The 16,978-nt window shown below is 67.0% G+C and carries 22 protein-coding genes; 5 read left to right on the plus strand and 17 right to left on the minus strand.

Translation table 11 applies throughout. From position 1 onward, the window contains the following. The first annotated feature begins 29 nt into the window (after positions 1-29). Positions 30-947: an RNA polymerase sigma factor RpoH gene (gene rpoH, locus ACXJLH_RS14315; RefSeq protein WP_394326329.1), complete on the plus strand. Its 918-nt coding sequence runs from the start codon at positions 30-32 to the stop codon at positions 945-947. 44 nt (positions 948-991) lie between these two features. Here the strand turns inward: rpoH and ACXJLH_RS14320 are convergent, their stop codons facing one another. Genes ACXJLH_RS14320 through ACXJLH_RS14340 form a run of 5 tightly spaced genes read right to left on the minus strand, consistent with a single transcriptional unit; the run spans position 992 to position 4,901 of the window. Continuing rightward, a complete protein-coding gene (locus ACXJLH_RS14320) occupies positions 992-1,594 on the minus strand; it encodes an SCO family protein (RefSeq protein ID WP_457444777.1) in 603 nt (200 codons plus the stop codon). Further along, entirely contained in the window at positions 1,591-2,496 is a 906-nt protein-coding gene (cyoE, locus tag ACXJLH_RS14325) for a heme o synthase (protein WP_457444779.1), read from the minus strand. The genes ACXJLH_RS14320 and cyoE overlap by 4 nt, the downstream gene beginning before the upstream one ends. A 2-nt stretch (positions 2,497-2,498) precedes the next feature. Continuing rightward, positions 2,499-3,584 carry a COX15/CtaA family protein gene (locus tag ACXJLH_RS14330; RefSeq protein ID WP_457444781.1) on the minus strand — a complete coding sequence of 362 codons (1,086 nt, stop codon included), beginning with the start codon at positions 3,582-3,584 and terminating at the stop codon, positions 2,499-2,501. Continuing rightward, positions 3,581-4,213 carry an SCO family protein gene (locus ACXJLH_RS14335; protein ID WP_457444783.1) on the minus strand — a complete coding sequence of 211 codons (633 nt, stop codon included), beginning with the start codon at positions 4,211-4,213 and terminating at the stop codon, positions 3,581-3,583. Before ACXJLH_RS14335 ends, ACXJLH_RS14330 begins: the two co-directional genes overlap by 4 nt. Before the next feature lie 16 nt (positions 4,214-4,229). Then, positions 4,230-4,901, minus strand: coding sequence for an SURF1 family protein (locus ACXJLH_RS14340; RefSeq protein WP_457444785.1), 672 nt, complete (start codon positions 4,899-4,901; stop codon positions 4,230-4,232). 68 nt (positions 4,902-4,969) lie between these two features. Between ACXJLH_RS14340 and ACXJLH_RS14345 the strand changes: the two genes are divergently transcribed. Next, positions 4,970-5,185, plus strand: a complete 216-nt coding sequence (locus ACXJLH_RS14345; RefSeq protein ID WP_457391322.1) for a DUF2909 domain-containing protein — start codon at positions 4,970-4,972, stop codon at positions 5,183-5,185. Between the two features lie 58 nt (positions 5,186-5,243). On the opposite strand, the gene ACXJLH_RS14350 is transcribed toward ACXJLH_RS14345, so the two are convergent. The 7 genes from ACXJLH_RS14350 to ACXJLH_RS14380 all read right to left on the minus strand — a co-directional run bounded on the left by ACXJLH_RS14350 (position 5,244) and on the right by ACXJLH_RS14380 (position 11,215). Beyond that, positions 5,244-6,128, minus strand: a complete 885-nt coding sequence (locus ACXJLH_RS14350) for a cytochrome c oxidase subunit 3 (RefSeq protein WP_056199399.1) — start codon at positions 6,126-6,128, stop codon at positions 5,244-5,246. A gap of 50 nt (positions 6,129-6,178) precedes the next feature. After that, the gene (locus ACXJLH_RS14355) at positions 6,179-6,421 is read right to left on the minus strand and encodes a DUF2970 domain-containing protein (RefSeq protein ID WP_457326213.1); all 243 of its coding nucleotides are present in this window, start codon (positions 6,419-6,421) and stop codon (positions 6,179-6,181) included. Further along, positions 6,418-7,032 carry a cytochrome c oxidase assembly protein gene (locus ACXJLH_RS14360; RefSeq protein WP_457444787.1) on the minus strand — a complete coding sequence of 205 codons (615 nt, stop codon included), beginning with the start codon at positions 7,030-7,032 and terminating at the stop codon, positions 6,418-6,420. The genes ACXJLH_RS14355 and ACXJLH_RS14360 overlap by 4 nt, the downstream gene beginning before the upstream one ends. A gap of 83 nt (positions 7,033-7,115) precedes the next feature. Then, entirely contained in the window at positions 7,116-7,232 is a 117-nt protein-coding gene (locus tag ACXJLH_RS14365) for a cytochrome oxidase small assembly protein (RefSeq protein ID WP_394326330.1), read from the minus strand. Further along, positions 7,232-8,887 carry a cytochrome c oxidase subunit I gene (ctaD, locus tag ACXJLH_RS14370; protein WP_056199408.1) on the minus strand — a complete coding sequence of 552 codons (1,656 nt, stop codon included), beginning with the start codon at positions 8,885-8,887 and terminating at the stop codon, positions 7,232-7,234. Before ctaD ends, ACXJLH_RS14365 begins: the two co-directional genes overlap by 1 nt. A gap of 30 nt (positions 8,888-8,917) precedes the next feature. Beyond that, complete coding sequence (coxB, locus tag ACXJLH_RS14375; RefSeq protein WP_457444829.1) at positions 8,918-10,096, minus strand: cytochrome c oxidase subunit II; 1,179 nt, start codon at positions 10,094-10,096, stop codon at positions 8,918-8,920. Positions 10,097-10,291: 195 nt separating this feature from the next. Further along, positions 10,292-11,215 (minus strand): biotin synthase, encoded by a 924-nt coding sequence (locus ACXJLH_RS14380; protein WP_457444789.1) that lies wholly within the window; start codon positions 11,213-11,215, stop codon positions 10,292-10,294. A 23-nt stretch (positions 11,216-11,238) separates the two neighbouring features. Here ACXJLH_RS14380 and ACXJLH_RS14385 point away from each other — a divergent pair, with 23 nt between their 5' ends. Together ACXJLH_RS14385 and trmL are read left to right on the plus strand one after the other, a co-directional pair. Next, positions 11,239-11,991 carry a ComF family protein gene (locus ACXJLH_RS14385; RefSeq protein WP_057295803.1) on the plus strand — a complete coding sequence of 251 codons (753 nt, stop codon included), beginning with the start codon at positions 11,239-11,241 and terminating at the stop codon, positions 11,989-11,991. A gap of 184 nt (positions 11,992-12,175) precedes the next feature. Continuing rightward, on the plus strand, positions 12,176-12,646 hold the full coding sequence (gene trmL, locus ACXJLH_RS14390) for a tRNA (uridine(34)/cytosine(34)/5-carboxymethylaminomethyluridine(34)-2'-O)-methyltransferase TrmL (protein WP_457391331.1): 471 nt from the start codon (positions 12,176-12,178) through the stop codon (positions 12,644-12,646). Position 12,647: 1 nt separating this feature from the next. Here the strand turns inward: trmL and ACXJLH_RS14395 are convergent, their stop codons facing one another. From ACXJLH_RS14395 to ACXJLH_RS14410, 4 genes are all read right to left on the minus strand, one after another. Then, positions 12,648-13,646 carry an NAD(P)H-dependent glycerol-3-phosphate dehydrogenase gene (locus tag ACXJLH_RS14395; protein ID WP_457444791.1) on the minus strand — a complete coding sequence of 333 codons (999 nt, stop codon included), beginning with the start codon at positions 13,644-13,646 and terminating at the stop codon, positions 12,648-12,650. 79 nt (positions 13,647-13,725) lie between these two features. After that, positions 13,726-14,199, minus strand: coding sequence for a protein-export chaperone SecB (gene secB / locus ACXJLH_RS14400; protein WP_056199425.1), 474 nt, complete (start codon positions 14,197-14,199; stop codon positions 13,726-13,728). A 142-nt stretch (positions 14,200-14,341) separates the two neighbouring features. Continuing rightward, the gene (grxC, locus tag ACXJLH_RS14405) at positions 14,342-14,602 is read right to left on the minus strand and encodes a glutaredoxin 3 (protein ID WP_457444793.1); all 261 of its coding nucleotides are present in this window, start codon (positions 14,600-14,602) and stop codon (positions 14,342-14,344) included. Positions 14,603-14,685: 83 nt separating this feature from the next. Then, positions 14,686-15,096, minus strand: coding sequence for a rhodanese-like domain-containing protein (locus ACXJLH_RS14410; protein WP_056199428.1), 411 nt, complete (start codon positions 15,094-15,096; stop codon positions 14,686-14,688). Positions 15,097-15,185: 89 nt separating this feature from the next. Here ACXJLH_RS14410 and gpmA point away from each other — a divergent pair, with 89 nt between their 5' ends. Then, complete coding sequence (gene gpmA / locus ACXJLH_RS14415) at positions 15,186-15,929, plus strand: 2,3-diphosphoglycerate-dependent phosphoglycerate mutase (protein ID WP_457326075.1); 744 nt, start codon at positions 15,186-15,188, stop codon at positions 15,927-15,929. Here gpmA and ACXJLH_RS14420 read toward each other — a convergent pair. Further along, entirely contained in the window at positions 15,914-16,960 is a 1,047-nt protein-coding gene (locus tag ACXJLH_RS14420; protein ID WP_457444795.1) for a glycosyltransferase family 9 protein, read from the minus strand. The two genes, gpmA and ACXJLH_RS14420, sit on opposite strands and share 16 nt — an antisense overlap. Positions 16,961-16,978: the final 18 nt, after the last annotated feature.

Consider the following 16,978-nt stretch of genomic DNA (forward strand, 5'->3'; position numbering starts at 1 on the left):
GCGCCGCGGTTTAGCAAGGATTCATGACGATGTCCGCCTCTTCTGCCATTGCCGTCCGCGACCCCTGGGCCATGGTGCCTTCGCTGGGCAATCTGGACGCATACATCTCCGCCGTCAACCGCCTGCCGCTGCTGACGGCCGAGGAAGAAGGTTCCGCCGCGCGCAGCCTGCGCGACAAGGGCGACCTGGAAGCCGCTGGCCGCATGGTGCTGTCGCATCTGCGCCTGGTGGTGGCCATCTCCCGCCAGTACATGGGCTATGGCCTGCCCCAGGGCGACCTGATCCAGGAAGGCAATGTCGGCCTGATGAAGGCCGTCAAGCGCTTCGACCCGGACCAGGGTGTGCGCCTGGTGAGCTATGCCATGCACTGGATCAAGGCCGAGATCCACGAGTACATCCTGAAGAACTGGCGCATGGTCAAGGTCGCGACGACCAAGGCCCAACGCAAGCTGTTCTTCAATCTGCGCTCGATGAAGCACCAGATGAAGGCCGACCAGGCCGACGGCCAGACGCATCGCAACACGCTCACCGAGGCCGAACTGGCCCATGTCGCCAGCACGCTGAACGTCAAGCGCGAGGAAGTGCTGGAGATGGAGACCCGCATGTCGGGCGGCGACGTGGCGCTGGAGCCGCAGACCGACGACGATGGCGAGAGCTTCGCGCCCATCGCCTACCTGGCCGACGACAGCCATGAGCCGACCCGCGTCATCGAGGCGCGTTCGCGCGACGAACTGGCCGGCGACGGCATCCATCGCGCTCTGGACGTGCTGGACGCGCGCAGCCGCCGCATCGTCGAGGAGCGTTGGCTGAAGGTGAACGACGACTCGTCGGGCGGCATGACGCTGCACGAGCTGGCTGCCGAATACGGCGTGTCGGCCGAGCGCATCCGCCAGATCGAGGTGGCGGCGATGAAGAAGATGAAGAAGGCGCTGACCGAAGCGGCCTGATTGACCCTCTTCCGCTCCAGGTAAAAGGCCCCTCGGGGCCTTTTCTACTTTTTGGCTTCGGCCAGCAGCAGCTTGATGTCGTCCGCCAGCGGCTGGGCGCCCGAGCCGTAGCGCGCGTAAACGCGCACGCGGCCTTCGGTGTCGAAGATGAAGCTCGCCGCCGTGTGGTCCATCGTGTAGGTCTCGGGTGTCTTGCCCGGCGCCTTGGCGTAGAAGACCTTGAACTCCTTGGCCGCGGCCTTCGTCTGCTCCTCGCTGCCGCGCAGGCCGACAAAGCTGGGATCGAAGCTGGCCAGATAGGCCTTGAGCAGCTGCGCCGTATCGCGCTCCGGGTCGACGGTGACGAAGATGCCCTGCACCTTGTCGCCGTCCGCGCCCAGGCTGCGCTTGACTTCGGCCACTTCCGCCATCGTCGTCGGGCAGACGTCGGGGCATTGGGTGTAGCCGAAGAAGACCACCAGCACCTTGCCCTTGAAGTCGGCCAGCGAGCGGGCGCGGCCGTCCTGGTCGGTCAGGTTCAGCGTGCGGGCGTACTCGGCGCCGGTCAGGTCGATGCCCTTGAAGGCGGGCTTGTCGGGGCTCGCCTTCTGGCAGGCGGCCAACGACAGTGCGGCCAGCGCGGCCAGCGCGAAACGACGGGTGTTCATGCGATGTAGTGGTCGATCAACAGCGCCGCAAAGAGCAGCGACAAATGCCAGATGGAGAACCAGAAGGTCCGCCGCGCCAGCATCTCCGAATACGAGCGCCACAGCCGGAAGGCATAGCCGCAGAAGCCCAGGCCGAGTGCGACGGCGCTGGCGAGGTAGAACCAGCCGCTCATGCCGGTCAGGAAGGGCAGCAGCGTGGCCGCGAACAGCACCCAGGTGTAGAGCAGGATCTGCAGCCGCGTGTAGTCGTTGCCGTGCGTGACGGGCAGCATGGGCAGGCCGGCGCGCGCGTAATCTTCAGCGCGGTACAGGGCCAGCGCCCAGAAGTGCGGCGGCGTCCACAGGAAGATGATCAAGCACAGCAGCCAGGGCTCGGGGCCGAGGTCGCCACGCAGCGCGGCCCAGCCCAGCACCGGCGGCATGGCGCCCGAGGCGCCGCCGATGACGATGTTCTGCGGCGTCATCGGCTTCAGGATGACGGTGTAGATGACGGCATAGCCGATGAAGGTGGCGAAGGTCAGCCACATCGTCAGCACGTTGACGTACAAGCCCAGCAGCGCCATGCCGGCTGCACACAGCAGGGCCGAGAAGGCCAGTGTGTGCGGGCGGCTGAGCTCGCCCTTGGCCGTAGCGCGCCAGGCGGTGCGCTTCATGCGCGCGTCGATGCCGTCCTCAATGAGGCAGTTGAAGGCGGCCGCGGCGCCGGCGACCAGCCAGATGCCTGCGACGGCGGCAAGCATGGTGAGGGCCTGTTCCAGCGACGGCAGGCCGGGCACGGCCAGGGCCATGCCGATGGCCGCGCAGAAGACGATGAGCTGGACGACGCGCGGCTTGGTCAGCTGGTAGAACTGCTGCCAGCGCGGGCTGTGCACGAAGGCGCTGGCGGTGGACGTGGAAGCCATGGTCAAGTTTGCGCCCTCAGGCGCGCGAGCAAGATGGTGAGCAGGGCGAGCAGCAGAGCGGCGCCAGCGGTGTGGGCGAGGGCAGCCACGATAGGCCAGTCGAGCACGACATTGGACAGGCCGGAGGCGAGCTGCCAGCCAGCCGCGGCGAGCAGCCAGTTGGACCAGTTCGCCGCATGCCGACGCAGCCGCCAGGCCAGTGCCAGGATGGCCGCAAAGACGACGCCCGCGCCGATGCGATGGGCCGTGTGGATGGCGGCCAGCGCCTCGAACCCGAGCCAGCCGCCGTCGGCGCGCTGGCCCAGTGCGCGCCAGAGCTGAAAGCCCTGCGCGAAGTCCAGTTGCGGCCACCACTGGCCGCCGTGGCAGGTGGGGAATTCGTCGCAGGCCAGCACGGCGTAATTCGTGCTGACCCAGCCGCCAAGGGCGACCTGGACAAGTGCAAGCACAAGGACGACGGCGACCGCACGGCGCAACGCCGACGGCGCGATGATCGGCCGCGGCTCGTAGGCCTCGTGCTGCCAGGCCAGCAGCATCAAGAGGCCGATGCCGAGCAGCAGGTGCAGCGTGACGATGGCCGGGAAGAGCTTCATCGTGACCGTCAGCGCGCCGAAGGCCCCCTGCACGCAGACCCAGGCCAGCGTCAGCGTCGGCAGCCAGGGCGATGGTGCGGTCTCTGCGCCCCGCCGCTTCAGCCGCCAACTCAGCGCAGCCATGACGAGGATGAGCAGGCCCACGCCGCTGGCCAGATAGCGGTGAACCATCTCGATCCAGGCTTTGCCGTGCGTGACCGGGCCGGTGGGCATCGCGGTCTGGGCGGCCTCGATGTGTGCGTGGGCGCCCGCCGGGCTGGCAGCGCTGTAGCAACCCGGCCAGTCCGGGCAGCCCAGGCCCGAATCGGTCAGGCGCGTGAAGGCGCCGAAGACGATGAGGTCGAAGGTCAGGAACAGCGTCAGCAGGGTCAGCGCGCGCAGCCGCCCTGCCGGCGTCGCGCTTCGCGAGCGCTGGCGCCACCAGAGCAGTGGGCCGATGGCGACCGCGCCGCCGATGGCGGCGACCTGGCCAAGAGGGACCAGCAGGTCGTTCATCGGCCTGCCGTATCCCAGCTGGCGCTGGCGCGCAGCAGCCTGTCGAGATCGGCTTTGAGCTTCTTGGGCTCGGGCTCGGCAGGGGCGCGCTCCATCCAGTTGCCCATGGGGTCGACGATATAGAAATGGTCGGCCAGCGCCTTGCCCGAGGCGGGTTTGAGCCAGGCATCCAACCGGTCCCTGGGCACGCGCAGCACGGTCACTTCGGCGCCCTTCTGACTGACGGCAGCCATCACTTCAGGGCGCGGCGTGCCGGTATCGGGAATGAGCCAGAGCTTGTCCACGCGCGCCCGCTCCTTGCCCAGCATCTCGCGCAGTTGGCGCTGCACGAAGAGCTGCTGTTCGCAGGCGGCCGGGCAGTCGGAACCGTGCACGACGGCCAGCAGCCATTGACCCCGCAAGGAAGCCGGCGCGACCGCCCTGCCCTGCAGGTCGGTGAGTGACAGGTCGGCAGGCATGTCGACGGCAGGCGCGATCAGTTCGCCATAGGCCGAGCCGCTGGGCCTGACGACGTAGAAGGTGAAGTAGGAGGCGACGACCGGCGCCGCGCACATGGCCAGCACCAGCAGCATCTTCCAGCGGCCGACGCGCTGCTGCCCCGTCGTGCGGGGATCGGGCAGGCTGTGCACCGCGAAGCTCAGCGGTTCAGGACTGCTGACGGCGGAGCCGGGGACGGATGAGTTGGAACCAGACATAGAGACCGACGATCAGCGCGCAGAGCGCAAACCATTGAAAGGCATACCCATAGTGTTTTTGCAAGCCGAGGTCGGGCGCTGGCCAATGGCGCAGCAACGTGTCGTCGGGCGTATCCGCGGCGGTCTGCACGACGGTCAGCGGCAAGAGCTTCAGGCCGGACTCGACGGCGAAGGCCGCAGGGTCGAGATTTTGCCGGATCGGGCCGGCCGACCCTTCGCCCAGCTCGTAAAGCCGGGAGGGCGACGTCGCCAGCCGCCCTTCGACGGCAACCTCGCCGGGCGGCGTGAGCAAGGGGGGCAATTGCTGGCGCTCGAGTTGATTGCGCGGCGCCCAGCCGCGCTGTACCAGGACGGCGTCGTCGCGGCCCGCCAAGCGCAGCGGCGTGACGACGAAGAAGCCCGTGCGGCCGTCCATGGGCCGGTTGTCCAGCCAGATCGTGCGTTCGGCCACCCAGGTGCCGCGCAGCGCGGCGCGGCGGTGCAGCTGCCCTTCACCGCCCAACTCGGTCTGGGTGAGCGCCGGCTTGCCGGCTTCGGCCTCGATGGCTGCTTGCAACGCGATCTTCTGCGCGGCACGGTCAAGCTGCCAGACGCCGAGCCGCGCCGTCAGCGCGGCGCCCACCAGGCCCGCCAACAGCACCAGCCAGCGCCTACCGCTCATGCAAGACCCCGAGCGGATAATTCGACACCATGAAATTCGTGATCCTGATCGCCTTCATCGGCATCCTCGGCGCGCTCGGCGCGGCCGGCTTCTTCATGCTGCGCAAGGGCGGCAACAAGAAAAGCCCCAACATGGCCCGTGCGCTGGCGGTGCGGGTCGCCGTGTCGGTGACGCTGTTCCTGGTCATCCTGCTGAGCTGGAAGATGGGCTGGATACAGCCGACCGGACTGCCGGTGAAATCCTGAGCTTCAACAACAAAAAAGCGCCGCTGCTGCGGCGCTTTCTCATTGCGAGACCGGGAAGTCACATCCAGTAGACGATGACGTACAGGCCCAGCCACACCACGTCCACGAAGTGCCAGTACCAAGCGGCGCCTTCGAAGCCGAAGTGGCGCTCCGGCGTGAAGTGGCCCTTCATCAGGCGGATGGTGATGAACAGCAGCATCAGTGCACCCACGCAGACGTGAAAGCCGTGGAAGCCGGTCAGCATGAAGAAGGTCGAGCCGTAGATGCCGGAGGTCAGCTTCAGGTTGAGCTCGGTGTAGGCATGGTGGTATTCATAGGCCTGGAAGCCGACGAAGGTCGCACCCAGCAGCACGGTGATCCACATCCACAGGATGGTCTTGCCGCGGTTGCCGGCGATCAGCGCGTGATGGGCAATCGTCAGCGTGACACCGGAGGTCAGCAGCAGTGCCGTGTTGATCGTCGGGATGGGCCAGGGGCCCATGGTGCTGAAGGCCTCGACGGTGCCCGCCGGCGCAGCGGTAAAGCCGGGCGCCGTGCTGGGCCAGATGGCCTTGAAGTCGGGCCACAGCAAGGCGTTTTCCAGGCTGCCAAGCACCGGCACCGAGTACAGGCGGGACCAGAACAGCGCGCCGAAGAAGGCGGCGAAGAACATCACCTCCGAGAAGATGAACCAGCCCATGCTCCAGCGGAACGAGACATCGATACGGTCGCTGTACAGGCCGCCCTCGCTCTCGCCGATGGCCTGGCGGAACCATTGCTGCAGCACGAAGGCCCAGAAGGCCAGGCCGCCGAACAGCGAGTACATGCCCCAGCCATGGCCGTTGACCCACTGGCCCGCGCCGAGGATGACGAAGAACAGGCCGATCGCGGCCATCACCGGATGCCGTGAAGGCGCCGGGACGAAGTAGTACGGGGTCTTGCCCGGGGTAGTCGCTGCCGACATGTTGTTCTCCTAGTACTCGCTCGTTCTGAACTCTGTTGCGGCTCGGGCCCTCAGGCCCCGGCCACGCCACTGCTGATGACCCAACGGACAAGCAGCACCAGCACCAATACAAACAGGGCGGCGCCAAGCACGCCCGCGATCAATACATGCACCGGGTTGAGCTTGGCCATGTCGTTCTCATGATCCTTGCCCCGGCGCACACCGAAAAAACTCCAGGCCACGGCCGAGATCGTCTGGGCCAGCGAGGCCTTGCGGCCCACGGCGTCCTTCAGATCCTTGCCCGCTTCGCTCACAGCGCGGCTCCCGCACCGGAACGCGATCCAGGTGCCTGGCCGAGCTTGACGCCACCCTTGCCCGCCACCTCGAAGAAGGTGTACGACAGGGTGATGGTCTTCACATCCTTGGGCAGCTTGGGGTCGATGACGAACACGACCGGCCACTGCTTGCTCTCGCCCGGCTTCAACGTGTATTCGTTGAAGCAGAAGCATTCCAGCTTGTTGAAATGCGCACTCGCCTGCATCGGCGCATAGCTCGGGATGGCCTGGGCCGCCATGGTGCGGTCCTGCACGTTTCGGAACTCGTACATGACCTGGGTCAGTTCGCCCGGGTGCACCGTCAGATGGCGCACCGCCGGCTTGAAGTCCCAGGGGCCGCGGGCATTGGTGTCGAACTCGACCGTGATTTCACGGCTGAAGTCGATCTGGCCGTTGCCGTCGGCGATGCCTTTGGCCGAAAGCGCCGTCTGGCGCTCGGCCAGCGACAGCACGTTGATGCCCAGCGCATTGCAGATGGCCTTGTACAGCGGCACCAGCGCGTAACCGAAGCCGAACATCAACGCGACCACCACCGCCAGCTTCATGACGAGCTGCCGGTTGTCGCGATGCAGAGCGGCCAGGAAGCGCATGTCAGTGCCGCCCGGCCGCCCGAAGGCGCTGACGCGCCCCCTCGGGGGGCAGCAAACGAAGTGCGCGTGGGGGCTTCATCATGTCAGTGAGCCAGCAGCACCATCTTCGTGACGAAGCCGATGCCGAAAATCAAGGCAATCGACAGCAGGATCAATCCCAGCCGTCGGTTGGCTTTGCGCTGTTCGGGCGTCATGGCCATCAGGCGACGATCTTGGTGGCCGAAGCGTTCAGCTTGGGCGGCTCTTCGAAGGTGTGGAAGGGCGCCGGCGACGGCACTTCCCACTCCAGGCCTTCGGCGGCTTCCCAGGGCTTCTGCGCCGCCTTCTCACCCTTGCCGCGCATGGCCGGCACGACGACGAACAGGAAGAAGTAGACCTGCATCAGGCCGAAGCCGAAGGCGCCGATGGATGCAATCGCGTTGAAGTCGGCGAACTGCATCGGGTAGTCGGCATAGCGACGCGGCATGCCGGCCAGACCCAGGAAGTGCATCGGGAAGAAGGTGATGTTGAAGAAGATCAGCGAACCCCAGAAGTGGATCTTGCCGCGGGTCTCCGAATACATCACGCCGGTCCACTTCGGCGACCAGTAGTAGTAGCCGGCGAACATGCCGTACAGCGAGCCGGCCACCAGCACATAGTGGAAGTGGGCCACGACGTAGTAGGTGTCCTGCAGCTGGATGTCGACCGGTGCCATCGCCAGGATCAGGCCGGTGAAGCCGCCCATCGTGAACACGAAGATGAAGCCGACGGCGAACAGCATCGGCGTCTCGAAGGTCATCGAGCCGCGCCACATCGTCGCCAGCCAGTTGAAGATCTTCACGCCCGTGGGCACGGCGATCAGCATGGTCGCGTACATGAAGAACAGCTGGCCCGTCACCGGCATGCCGGTGGCGAACATGTGGTGAGCCCAGACGATGAAGGACAGGATGGCGATCGACGCCGTCGCGTACACCATGGAGGCGTAGCCGAACAGGCGCTTGCGGGCGAAGGCCGGCACGATCTGGCTGACGATGCCGAAGGCCGGCAAGATCATGATGTAGACCTCGGGGTGGCCGAAGAACCAGAAGATGTGCTGGTACATGACCGGGTCGCCGCCGCCGGCCGGGTTGAAGAAGGCGGTGCCGAAGTGGCGGTCGGTCAGCGTCATCGTGATGGCGCCGGCCAGCACGGGCATGACGGCGATCAGCAGATAGGCCGTGATCAGCCAGGTCCAGGCGAACATCGGCATCTTCATCAGCGTCATGCCGGGGGCGCGCATGTTGAGGATGGTGACGATGATGTTGATCGAGCCCATGATGGACGAGGCGCCCATGATGTGCATCGCGAAGATGCCGGCGTCCATCGACGGGCCCATCTGCAGCGTCAGGGGCGCGTACAGCGTCCAGCCCGCGGCGGGGGCGCCACCGGGCATGAAGAAGCTGCCCACCAGCATGATGGCCGCCGGGATCAACAGCCAGAAGCTGAAGTTGTTCATCCGCGCGAAGGCCATGTCGGCCGCGCCGATCTGCAGCGGGATCATCCAGTTCGCGAAGCCGACGAAGGCCGGCATGATGGCGCCGAACACCATGATCAGACCGTGCATGGTCGTGAACTGGTTGAAGAGTTCGGGGTTGAAGAACTGCAGGCCCGGCTGGAACAGCTCGGCGCGGATGCACAGGGCCAGGATGCCGCCGACCATCAGCATCGTGAAGGAGAACAGCAGGTAGAGGGTGCCGATGTCCTTGTGGTTGGTCGCGAACACCCAGCGGCGCCAGCCGTGGGGTGCGTGGTGATCATCGTGGTGGTCGTGATCGTGATCGTGGGCGTGGCCGTCATGGCCACCGACCGCGCCGTGGGGGGGGAGCACTGCACTCATGTGATTTCCTCTGATTCGGCGTTCGGTCGATTACTTGCGGGCGGCCAGCACTTCGGCCGGTTGCACCGTCTGGCCCGTCTTGTTGGACCAGCTGTTCTTCGTGTACGTGATCACGGCGGCGATGTCGGTATCGCTGAGCTGCTTCCAGGCGGGCATGCCCTTGTCCATGCGGCCGTTCAGCACGACCTGAACCTGCTGCAGTTTGTCTTCGGCGAGCACGACCGGCGACTTGTCCAGCGGCTTGATCGGGCCGGCGCCCGAGCCGTCGGCCTTGTGGCAGACGGCGCAGTTGGCGCCATAGACCTTCTCGCCGCGGGCGACCAGGGCGACTTGCTCCCAGACCTTGTTCGGGTCATCGGCCTTGGCGGCGATTTCCTTCTTCTTGCCATCCACCCACTTGGTGTAGTCCTCGGCGGACACGACCTTCACGTGGATGGGCATGTAGGCGTGTTCCTTGCCGCACAGCTCGGCGCATTGGCCGTAGTAGTCACCGATCTTCTCGGCCTTGAACCAGGTGTCGCGCACGAACCCGGGGATGGCGTCCTGCTTGACGCCGAATGCCGGCACCATCCAGGCGTGGATGACGTCGTTGGCCGTCGTGATGATGCGGACCTTCTTGTCCACCGGCACGACCAGCGGGTTGTCCACCTTGAGCAGGTAGTTGTCGACCGGCTCGGGCTTGCCGGTGTTGGATGACTCGCGTTGAGCGGTGTCCAACGTGGCCAGGAAGCCGATGCCTTCGCCTTCACCCTTCAGGTAGTCATAGCCCCATTTCCACTGGTAGCCGGTGGCCTTGATGGTCACGTCGGCGTTGGTGGTGTCCTTCATCGCGACGACGACCTTGGTCGCCGGCAGGGCCATGCCGATGACGATGAGGAAGGGCACCACCGTCCAGGCGATCTCGACGGCCACGCTCTCGTGGAAGTTGGCCGACACCGCGCCCTTGGACTTGCGGTGCTTGAAGATGGAATAGAACATCACCCCGAACACCGCGAAGAAGATGACCAGGCAGACGATCATCACGAAGTTGTGCAGCCACATCTGGTCGGCCGCGATGCGCGTGACCGGCTCGTGCAGATTGAGCTGATTGACGCCGGGGCCGCCCTTCAGGTCGTTGACCGCCAGGGCTGGGCCGGCCGCCAGGGCCGCCATCGCCGCCGTGGCCCAACGGCCCCAAGCGCGTGAGGCGCTATGCACTCGTGCGTTCATCATCGTCATGGTTGTCACTTGGTTCTTTGAAGAGCGGGGCTTGCTTGTCCAGCCCGACAGCTGGATTTGGGAGGCAAGTTCCGTGGGTTGAGCCGGGTGTTGCCCCAAAGCCCTCTATGCGGCGCGGGATTTTAGCCCAGGCTCCGAGAGGGACGGCCCATGCCGCCCCCGGGGATTCACCCCCTTCATCCCCCTTCACCCGGTTTCACGGCCCTTGCGCAGCGTTGCGCGCATGGCGTCGACGGACACATGGGTCTCGGCCGCCATCGTCAGCCGCGGCGCCGCCTTGAAGGCGTGGCCGAAGACGAGCTCTACCGTCAGCGCAAGCCGGCCCTCGCCGTCGCGCAGCGTTTCCAGCTGCGCCAGCAGTGCCGCCTTCCACTTGCGACCGCGCAAGCCGGCGAAGCGCGCGGGCGCCAGGTTGCCGCCCAGCGCCCGCAGGTCGGCCAGCAGGCTTTCGGGCGTGGCCCAGGTCAGGCGCAGCCGCTGCTGGTCCATGACGGGGTCGGCAAAGCCGGCCTTGAGCACCAGGTCGCCGATGTCATGCATGTCCCACCAGTCAGGCGCCGGCCGGCCCCAGCCGGCGCGCGCATACAACGGCCGCAGTTCGACGAAGCTGTCCGGGCCCAGGCAGGAAAACATCACAAAGCCGCCGACCGCGACGCTGGCCTGCCAGGTGTCGAGCAGCTCCGGCAGGTCGGCGCAGGCATGCAGGGCCATGTTGGACCACAGCAGGTCGACCTGGGGCAACGCTGGCAGCGAATCGACATGACCGGAGGAGGCGCCACGCAGCTTCTGCCACCAGTTGCGCTGGCGCTTCTCGGCCGCGCGAGCCGCCAGCGCCGTGTCGGCTTCATGCCACAGCAACTCCGCGCTCGGGTAAGCCAGGCGCAGCAGCTCGCCACTGGCGCCCAGGGCCGGCGATGCGTCCAGCACGCGGTTCGGCTGCAGCTTGATATAGGTCAGGCGTTCGGCCATGCGCCCGGCGACCTCGTCGTGCAACCACGGCGGCTGCGCAGCGGCCGCGAGGCGGCGCGCCTGGTGGCGAACGGCGGCGGCGTCGAGGTCCTGGGGCCGCGGCCCCTTGTTTGAAGTAGGGGTCGAAGCCGGTTCACTCATGGAGCGGTCAGTATATTGAGCCGATGCCCGAGCGCTCCCTGTCGGCAACGAAGCCTGCTCTGATCGAGAAAGTCCTGCTGCGCTGCGCCGGCCAGTGCGCCGTCTGCCGCGCCTGGAGCCACCAGACCATCTGCGAAGCCTGCCTGGCCCTCTACGCACGCCCGCAGCCGCGCTGCTGGACCTGCGCGGCCAGGCTGCCCATCGAATTGACCGGCAGGCCCCGCCCCCAATGCGGGCGCTGCCTGCACGCGGCACCACCGCTGGACCGCGCCGTGGCTGCGCTGGACTACCGCTTCCCCTGGGACGGCTTGCTGCAGCACTTCAAATACCACCAGGCCCTGGAACTGCGCGAGAGCCTGCTGGAGCGCCTGAACACGGCGCTGACCGCGGCCGAGGTCGACGCGCCAGACTGGCTGCTGCCCGTGCCGCTGTCGAACGACCGCCTGCGCGAGCGCGGCTACAACCAGGCACACGAGCTGGCCAAGGCGCTGGCGCGCCGGCGCGGCCTGCGCTGCGAGCCGGAGATGCTGCTGCGGGTACGCCACAACGCTGCCCAAGCCAGCCTGAAGCTGGAGGCGCGCGCAGCCAATGTGCGCGGCGTCTTCGCCGTCGAGCCGCTGCGCGCGGCGCAGTTGCGCGGCACCTGCGTCGCGCTGCTCGACGACGTGATGACCAGCGGCGCGACGCTGTTCGAGCTGGCCCATGTGCTGCTGCAGGCCGGCGCGATGAGCGTGCAGGCCTGGGTCATTGCGCGCACGCCGGAGCCGGGCGAATGACGCCCCTCGTCCAGTCCTGCCTCGCTGGACGCCGGCAAGCCTGGCCGGCCCCCCGAGGGGGCGGCGATGCTTGCCGGATCGACCGGCAAGCACATCGCCATGACGGGCCGGCTTGGGAGCGGCCCGGCGCTCGGCCCGAATGCAACACGTTGATCGCCGCGATCCGGCGAAGATACTCGCGTCCATGTTCCATATCGTCCTTGTCCAGCCGGAGATTCCGCCCAACACGGGCAATGTGATCCGGCTCGCAGCCAACACCGGCTGCAGCCTGCACCTGATCGAGCCCTTGGGCTTCTCGATGGAAGACAAGCTGCTACAACGCGCCGGCCTGGACTATCACGAGTACGCCCGCGTGCAGCGCCATGCCGATTGGGCGGCCTTCCTGGCGGCCCAGTCGCCCGACGCCGCACGCATGTTCGCCTTCACCACGCGCGGCAGCCGGTCCTTTGGCGAGGTGGCCTGGCAGCCGGGCGACTACTTCGTGTTTGGCAGCGAGACGGCCGGCCTGGCGCCCGAACTGCGTGAGAGCTTCCCGCTCGATCAGCGTGTGCGCCTGCCGATGCGCGAGGGCCAGCGCAGCCTCAACCTGAGCAACAGCGTCGCGGTCGCCGTGTTCGAAGCCTGGCGGCAGAACGGCTACGCAGGCGGCGCCTGAATTATTCGGCGCGGGCCTCGCGGCCCATCAGGTGCTCGACCGCCTCGCCGACACGCAGCCGCCCGTCCAGCAAGGCCACCATGGCCTCGGTGATCGGCATCTCGACGCCGGCCTCGCGCGCACGCGCCAGCACCGTCGGCGCGCTGTAGACGCCTTCGGCCACATGGCCGAGTTTGGCCAGGATGTCCCGCAACGCGAGCCCCTGCGCCAGCATCAGGCCGACGCGGCGATTGCGCGACAGGTCGCCCGTCGCCGTCAGCACCAGGTCGCCCAGACCCGACAGACCCATGAAGGTCTCGGCCTTGGCGCCCAGGGCCAGGCCCAGGCGCAGCATCTCGGCCAAGCCGCGCGTGATGACGGCGGCGCGGGCGTTCAACCCCGGCGCATCAGGTGCGGCGCCGGAGAGGCCATCGCAGACGCCCACCGCTATGGCCATGACGTTCTTGACTGCGCCGCCGACTTCGACGCCAACCGGATCGTTGGACGTGTAGACGCGCAGCCTGTCACCATGAAAAGCATCGACGGCGGCCTGTGCGAGCGCCGCGTCCTCGCTCGCCGCGACCAGGGCCGTGGGCCGGCCAGCGGCCACTTCCTGCGCAAAGCTGGGGCCGGACAACATACCGACGCGCATGGCCGGCTGCAACTCGCGTGCGATCTCGTGGCCGAGCCGCCCGGTGACTGCCTCGAAACCCTTGCACAACCACAGCACGCGCTGCGTTGGCGGCAGGGCGGCGAGGGTTTCGCGCAGGCCGGACATCGGCGTCGCGACGATGGTCAGCCCGTCGGCGGCGTGCGCAATGGCTGCGGCACGGTCGCCGGTCAGGCCGAGCGCGGCGGGCAGTTCGCCGTCGGGCAGATAGGCAGCGTTGCGGCGGCTGGCCCGCATTTGCCCGATGGCAGTGGCGTCACGGCCCCACAGGCTCACGTCATGGCCGGCGTTGGCCGCCTGGATGGCCAGGGCCGTGCCCCAGGCACCGGCGCCGAGAACGCTGATCTTCATCGTCGTCATGCGCAGAAGTGTCACCCAAGTAAAACGCCCCGCACGGAGCGGGGCGTCATCACGAGGCGAGCCTCGATGCTCAGTTGACGGCCTGGCCGCCCTGGGCTTCGCGCTGCGCCTGCTGGGCCTCGAACATGGCCTGGAAGTTCACTTCCGTCAGCAGCACCGGCGGGAAGCCGGCGCGGGTGCAGACGTCGGACACGATGGCGCGCAGATAGGGGTAGACCATCTGCGGGCAGACGATGCCCAGAATGCCTTCGAGCTGGTCCTGCGGCACATTGCGGATCTCGAAGATGCCGGCCTGCTTGGCTTCGACCAGGAACAGCGTCTTGTCGCCGACCTTGGTGTTGACCGTGGCCGTCACGCAGACCTCGAAGATACCGTCGGTGACGTTCTCGGCCGACAGCGTCAGGTTGATGTCGACCTGGGGCTGCTGCTGCTCCAGCAGGATGTGCGGCGCGTTGGGCTGCTCCAGCGACAGATCCTTCAGGTACATGCGCTGGATCTGGAACACGGGGGTGCCTTCGGGGGCGGCTTGGATCTCGTCGGCCATGGGATTCTTTCTAGCGAAGCGTCAAACAAAAGCCCGCAGGCGGCGTGCTGCGGGCAGTCACTGGATTATGGGCGATGCCTCGTGACAAGCCGATCGGGCTTGCCCGGTGTTGAAATCAGGCAAGAACGCCCAAAGCGACCCTTCAGGCCGCTTGGAGCAAGGGCAGCAAGCCGCCCTTCTGGTCGAGGGCGATGAGGTCATCGCACCCCCCGACATGGGTGTCGCCGATGAAGATCTGCGGCACGGTGCGGCGGCCCGTCCTGGCCATCATCTCCTGGCGTTCGCCCGGGTTGAGGTCGACGCGGATCTCGTCGATCTGCTCGACGCCGCGTTGCTTGAGCAGCATCTTGGCGCGCACGCAGAACGGACAGACCAGGGTGGTGTACATCTTGACGGCAGCCATCTCAATCTCCTTCAGCCGCAAATCTGCCTACGCAGATTTCTGCCCAATGAAAGGCAGAAAAAGTCGGTTGGGCGAAAAACCGCTCACGCGCTTTTTTCCACCGGCAAATTCGCCTCCCGCCAGGCCTTGAGGCCACCCGCCAGCACCTGGGCCTTGTCATAGCCCAGCTTGCGCAGCATGCCCGCGGCGCGGCCGGCGCGCGCGCCGGTCGGGCACACCAACACCAGCGGCAGGGCCTTGTTGGACGGCAAGGACTTGTGGCCCTCAATCTGGCCAAAGGGGATGTTGCGCGCGCCGACGGCATGGCCCTTGGCAAACTCTTCGGGCTCGCTGACATCGATCAGCACGCCCTTCTCGCGGTTGATCAGTTGCACCGCCTGGGCGGGGGCGAGGCCGCCGCCCTGTGCACCCGACATCAGCATGGGCCAGAGCAACAGGCCACCGGACACAAGTGCGGCGACGAGCAGAAACCAGTTCTCGATCAGGAAGTTCAAGCAAGCATCCCGTGTAATTCAACGAAGCCGGCGATTATCGCTGGGTCCGATAATCCGCCGCCTCCCACCACCTCAGCGCGCCTTGCCCCATGTACAAGCTCGTCCTCATCCGCCACGGCGAATCGACCTGGAACCTGGAAAACCGCTTCACCGGCTGGACCGACGTGGACCTGACGCCCACCGGTGTCGAGCAGGCCAAGACGGCCGGCCGGCTGCTGAAGGAAGCGGGCTATGACTTCGACATCGCCTACACCTCGGTGCTCAAACGCGCCGTGTGGACGCTGTGGCACGCCCTGGACCAGATGGACCGCACCTGGCTGCCGGTGCGCCACGCCTGGCGCCTCAACGAGCGCCATTACGGTGGCCTGCAGGGCCTGAACAAGGCCGACATGGCCAAGCAGTACGGCGACGAGCAGGTGCTGATCTGGCGCCGCAGCTACGACACACCGCCGCCGGCGCTGGAAGCGACCGACCCACGCAGCGAACGCAGCGACCCTCGCTACCGCGGCCTGGACGCCGAGGACATTCCGCTGACGGAATGCCTGAAGGACACGGTCGCCCGCGTGCTGCCGTTCTGGAACGAGACCGTCGCGCCCGCCATCAAGGGCGGCCAGCGCGTGCTCATCGCCGCCCATGGCAACAGCATCCGCGCGTTGGTGAAGTACCTCGACAACATCGCCGACGACGCCATCGTTGGCGTCAACATCCCCAACGGCATCCCGCTGGTCTATGAGCTGGACGAGAACCTGAAGCCGATCAAGAGCTACTACCTGGGCGACGCCGAAGCCGCCGCCAAGGCGGCTGCCGCCGTGGCCAATCAGGGCAAGGCCTGATCCACCTCGGTCAGCACCTCCTCCACGCTGGCCCAGCCGGGCCAGTACTGAAGCAGTTTGACCGTCGGCCCCCACGGCGCCCAGACCGCGGGATCGGCCGGCCCCCAGGGGGTGAGCAGCCGTGCGCCGACGCCGGCGGCGATGTGGCCCGGCCCGGTGTCGTTGGAGACGACGATGCCGGCCATCTGCAGCAACGCGGCGTAGATGCCCAGGCCCACGCCTTCGAACCGCACCACGTCGGGGTAGAGCTGGCGGGCCCCCTCCAGTTCGGTCGGTCCCGGCACCATCACGATGCGGCGCCCCGCCGCATCCAGGCGGCGCACGAATTCCGGGAAGGCCGGCCAGGTGCGGTCCAGGAACTCGGTTTTCCCGTTGGCGAACGGGCAGATCATCACGTAGCGCCCCGGCGCGATGCCTTGCGCCGCCAGCAGAGCCGCGGCCCGCTCCCGCTGGGGCTCGCTGACCTGCAGGCCGATGGCCGGCGGCGGCGGCTCGTCGATGCCGAGGAAGTCGCAGGCCAGTTCCCAGTATTCGACCAGCGTGTGCCGCCCCGGGCGCCGCGGGTGACCACGGCGCATCAGCCAAGTGCGTCCCTCCACCGCATGGCCCTCGGCGCGCAGGCCGGCCAGTCGCGCGTCCAGCGCCGCTGAAAACGCGTAGGGAAAGAGCAGCGTATTGGAGCGCCGGTCGAATCCGGGGTCTTGCGCACGCAGCTGCCGCCGCAGCGCGCGCAACTGCGCCACGCGCTCGCCGAGCCTCTCGGGCCGCACATGGACGCGCCAGCCTTCCGTCTCCAACAACCCGCGTGCCCAGCTCTTGCCGACCAGTTCAAGGCGATAGCCGTGGCTTTGCAGCAGCCGCAGCGCCGGAATGCTCAAAACCGTGTCGCCAACGAAGTTGCGCAGACGGACGATCAACGGTCGGGCTTCTATCATCAGCAATTCTTTACAAGTGACGCGGGATTCTCCCTGCGCAGGCCCGTTCTCCATGCCCGAGATCACCCTGCCCTCCTCAGCCAAAGTGATCGCCATCCATGACGCCGCCCTGGT

Source organism: Roseateles sp. P5_E4 (assembly GCF_054049255.1).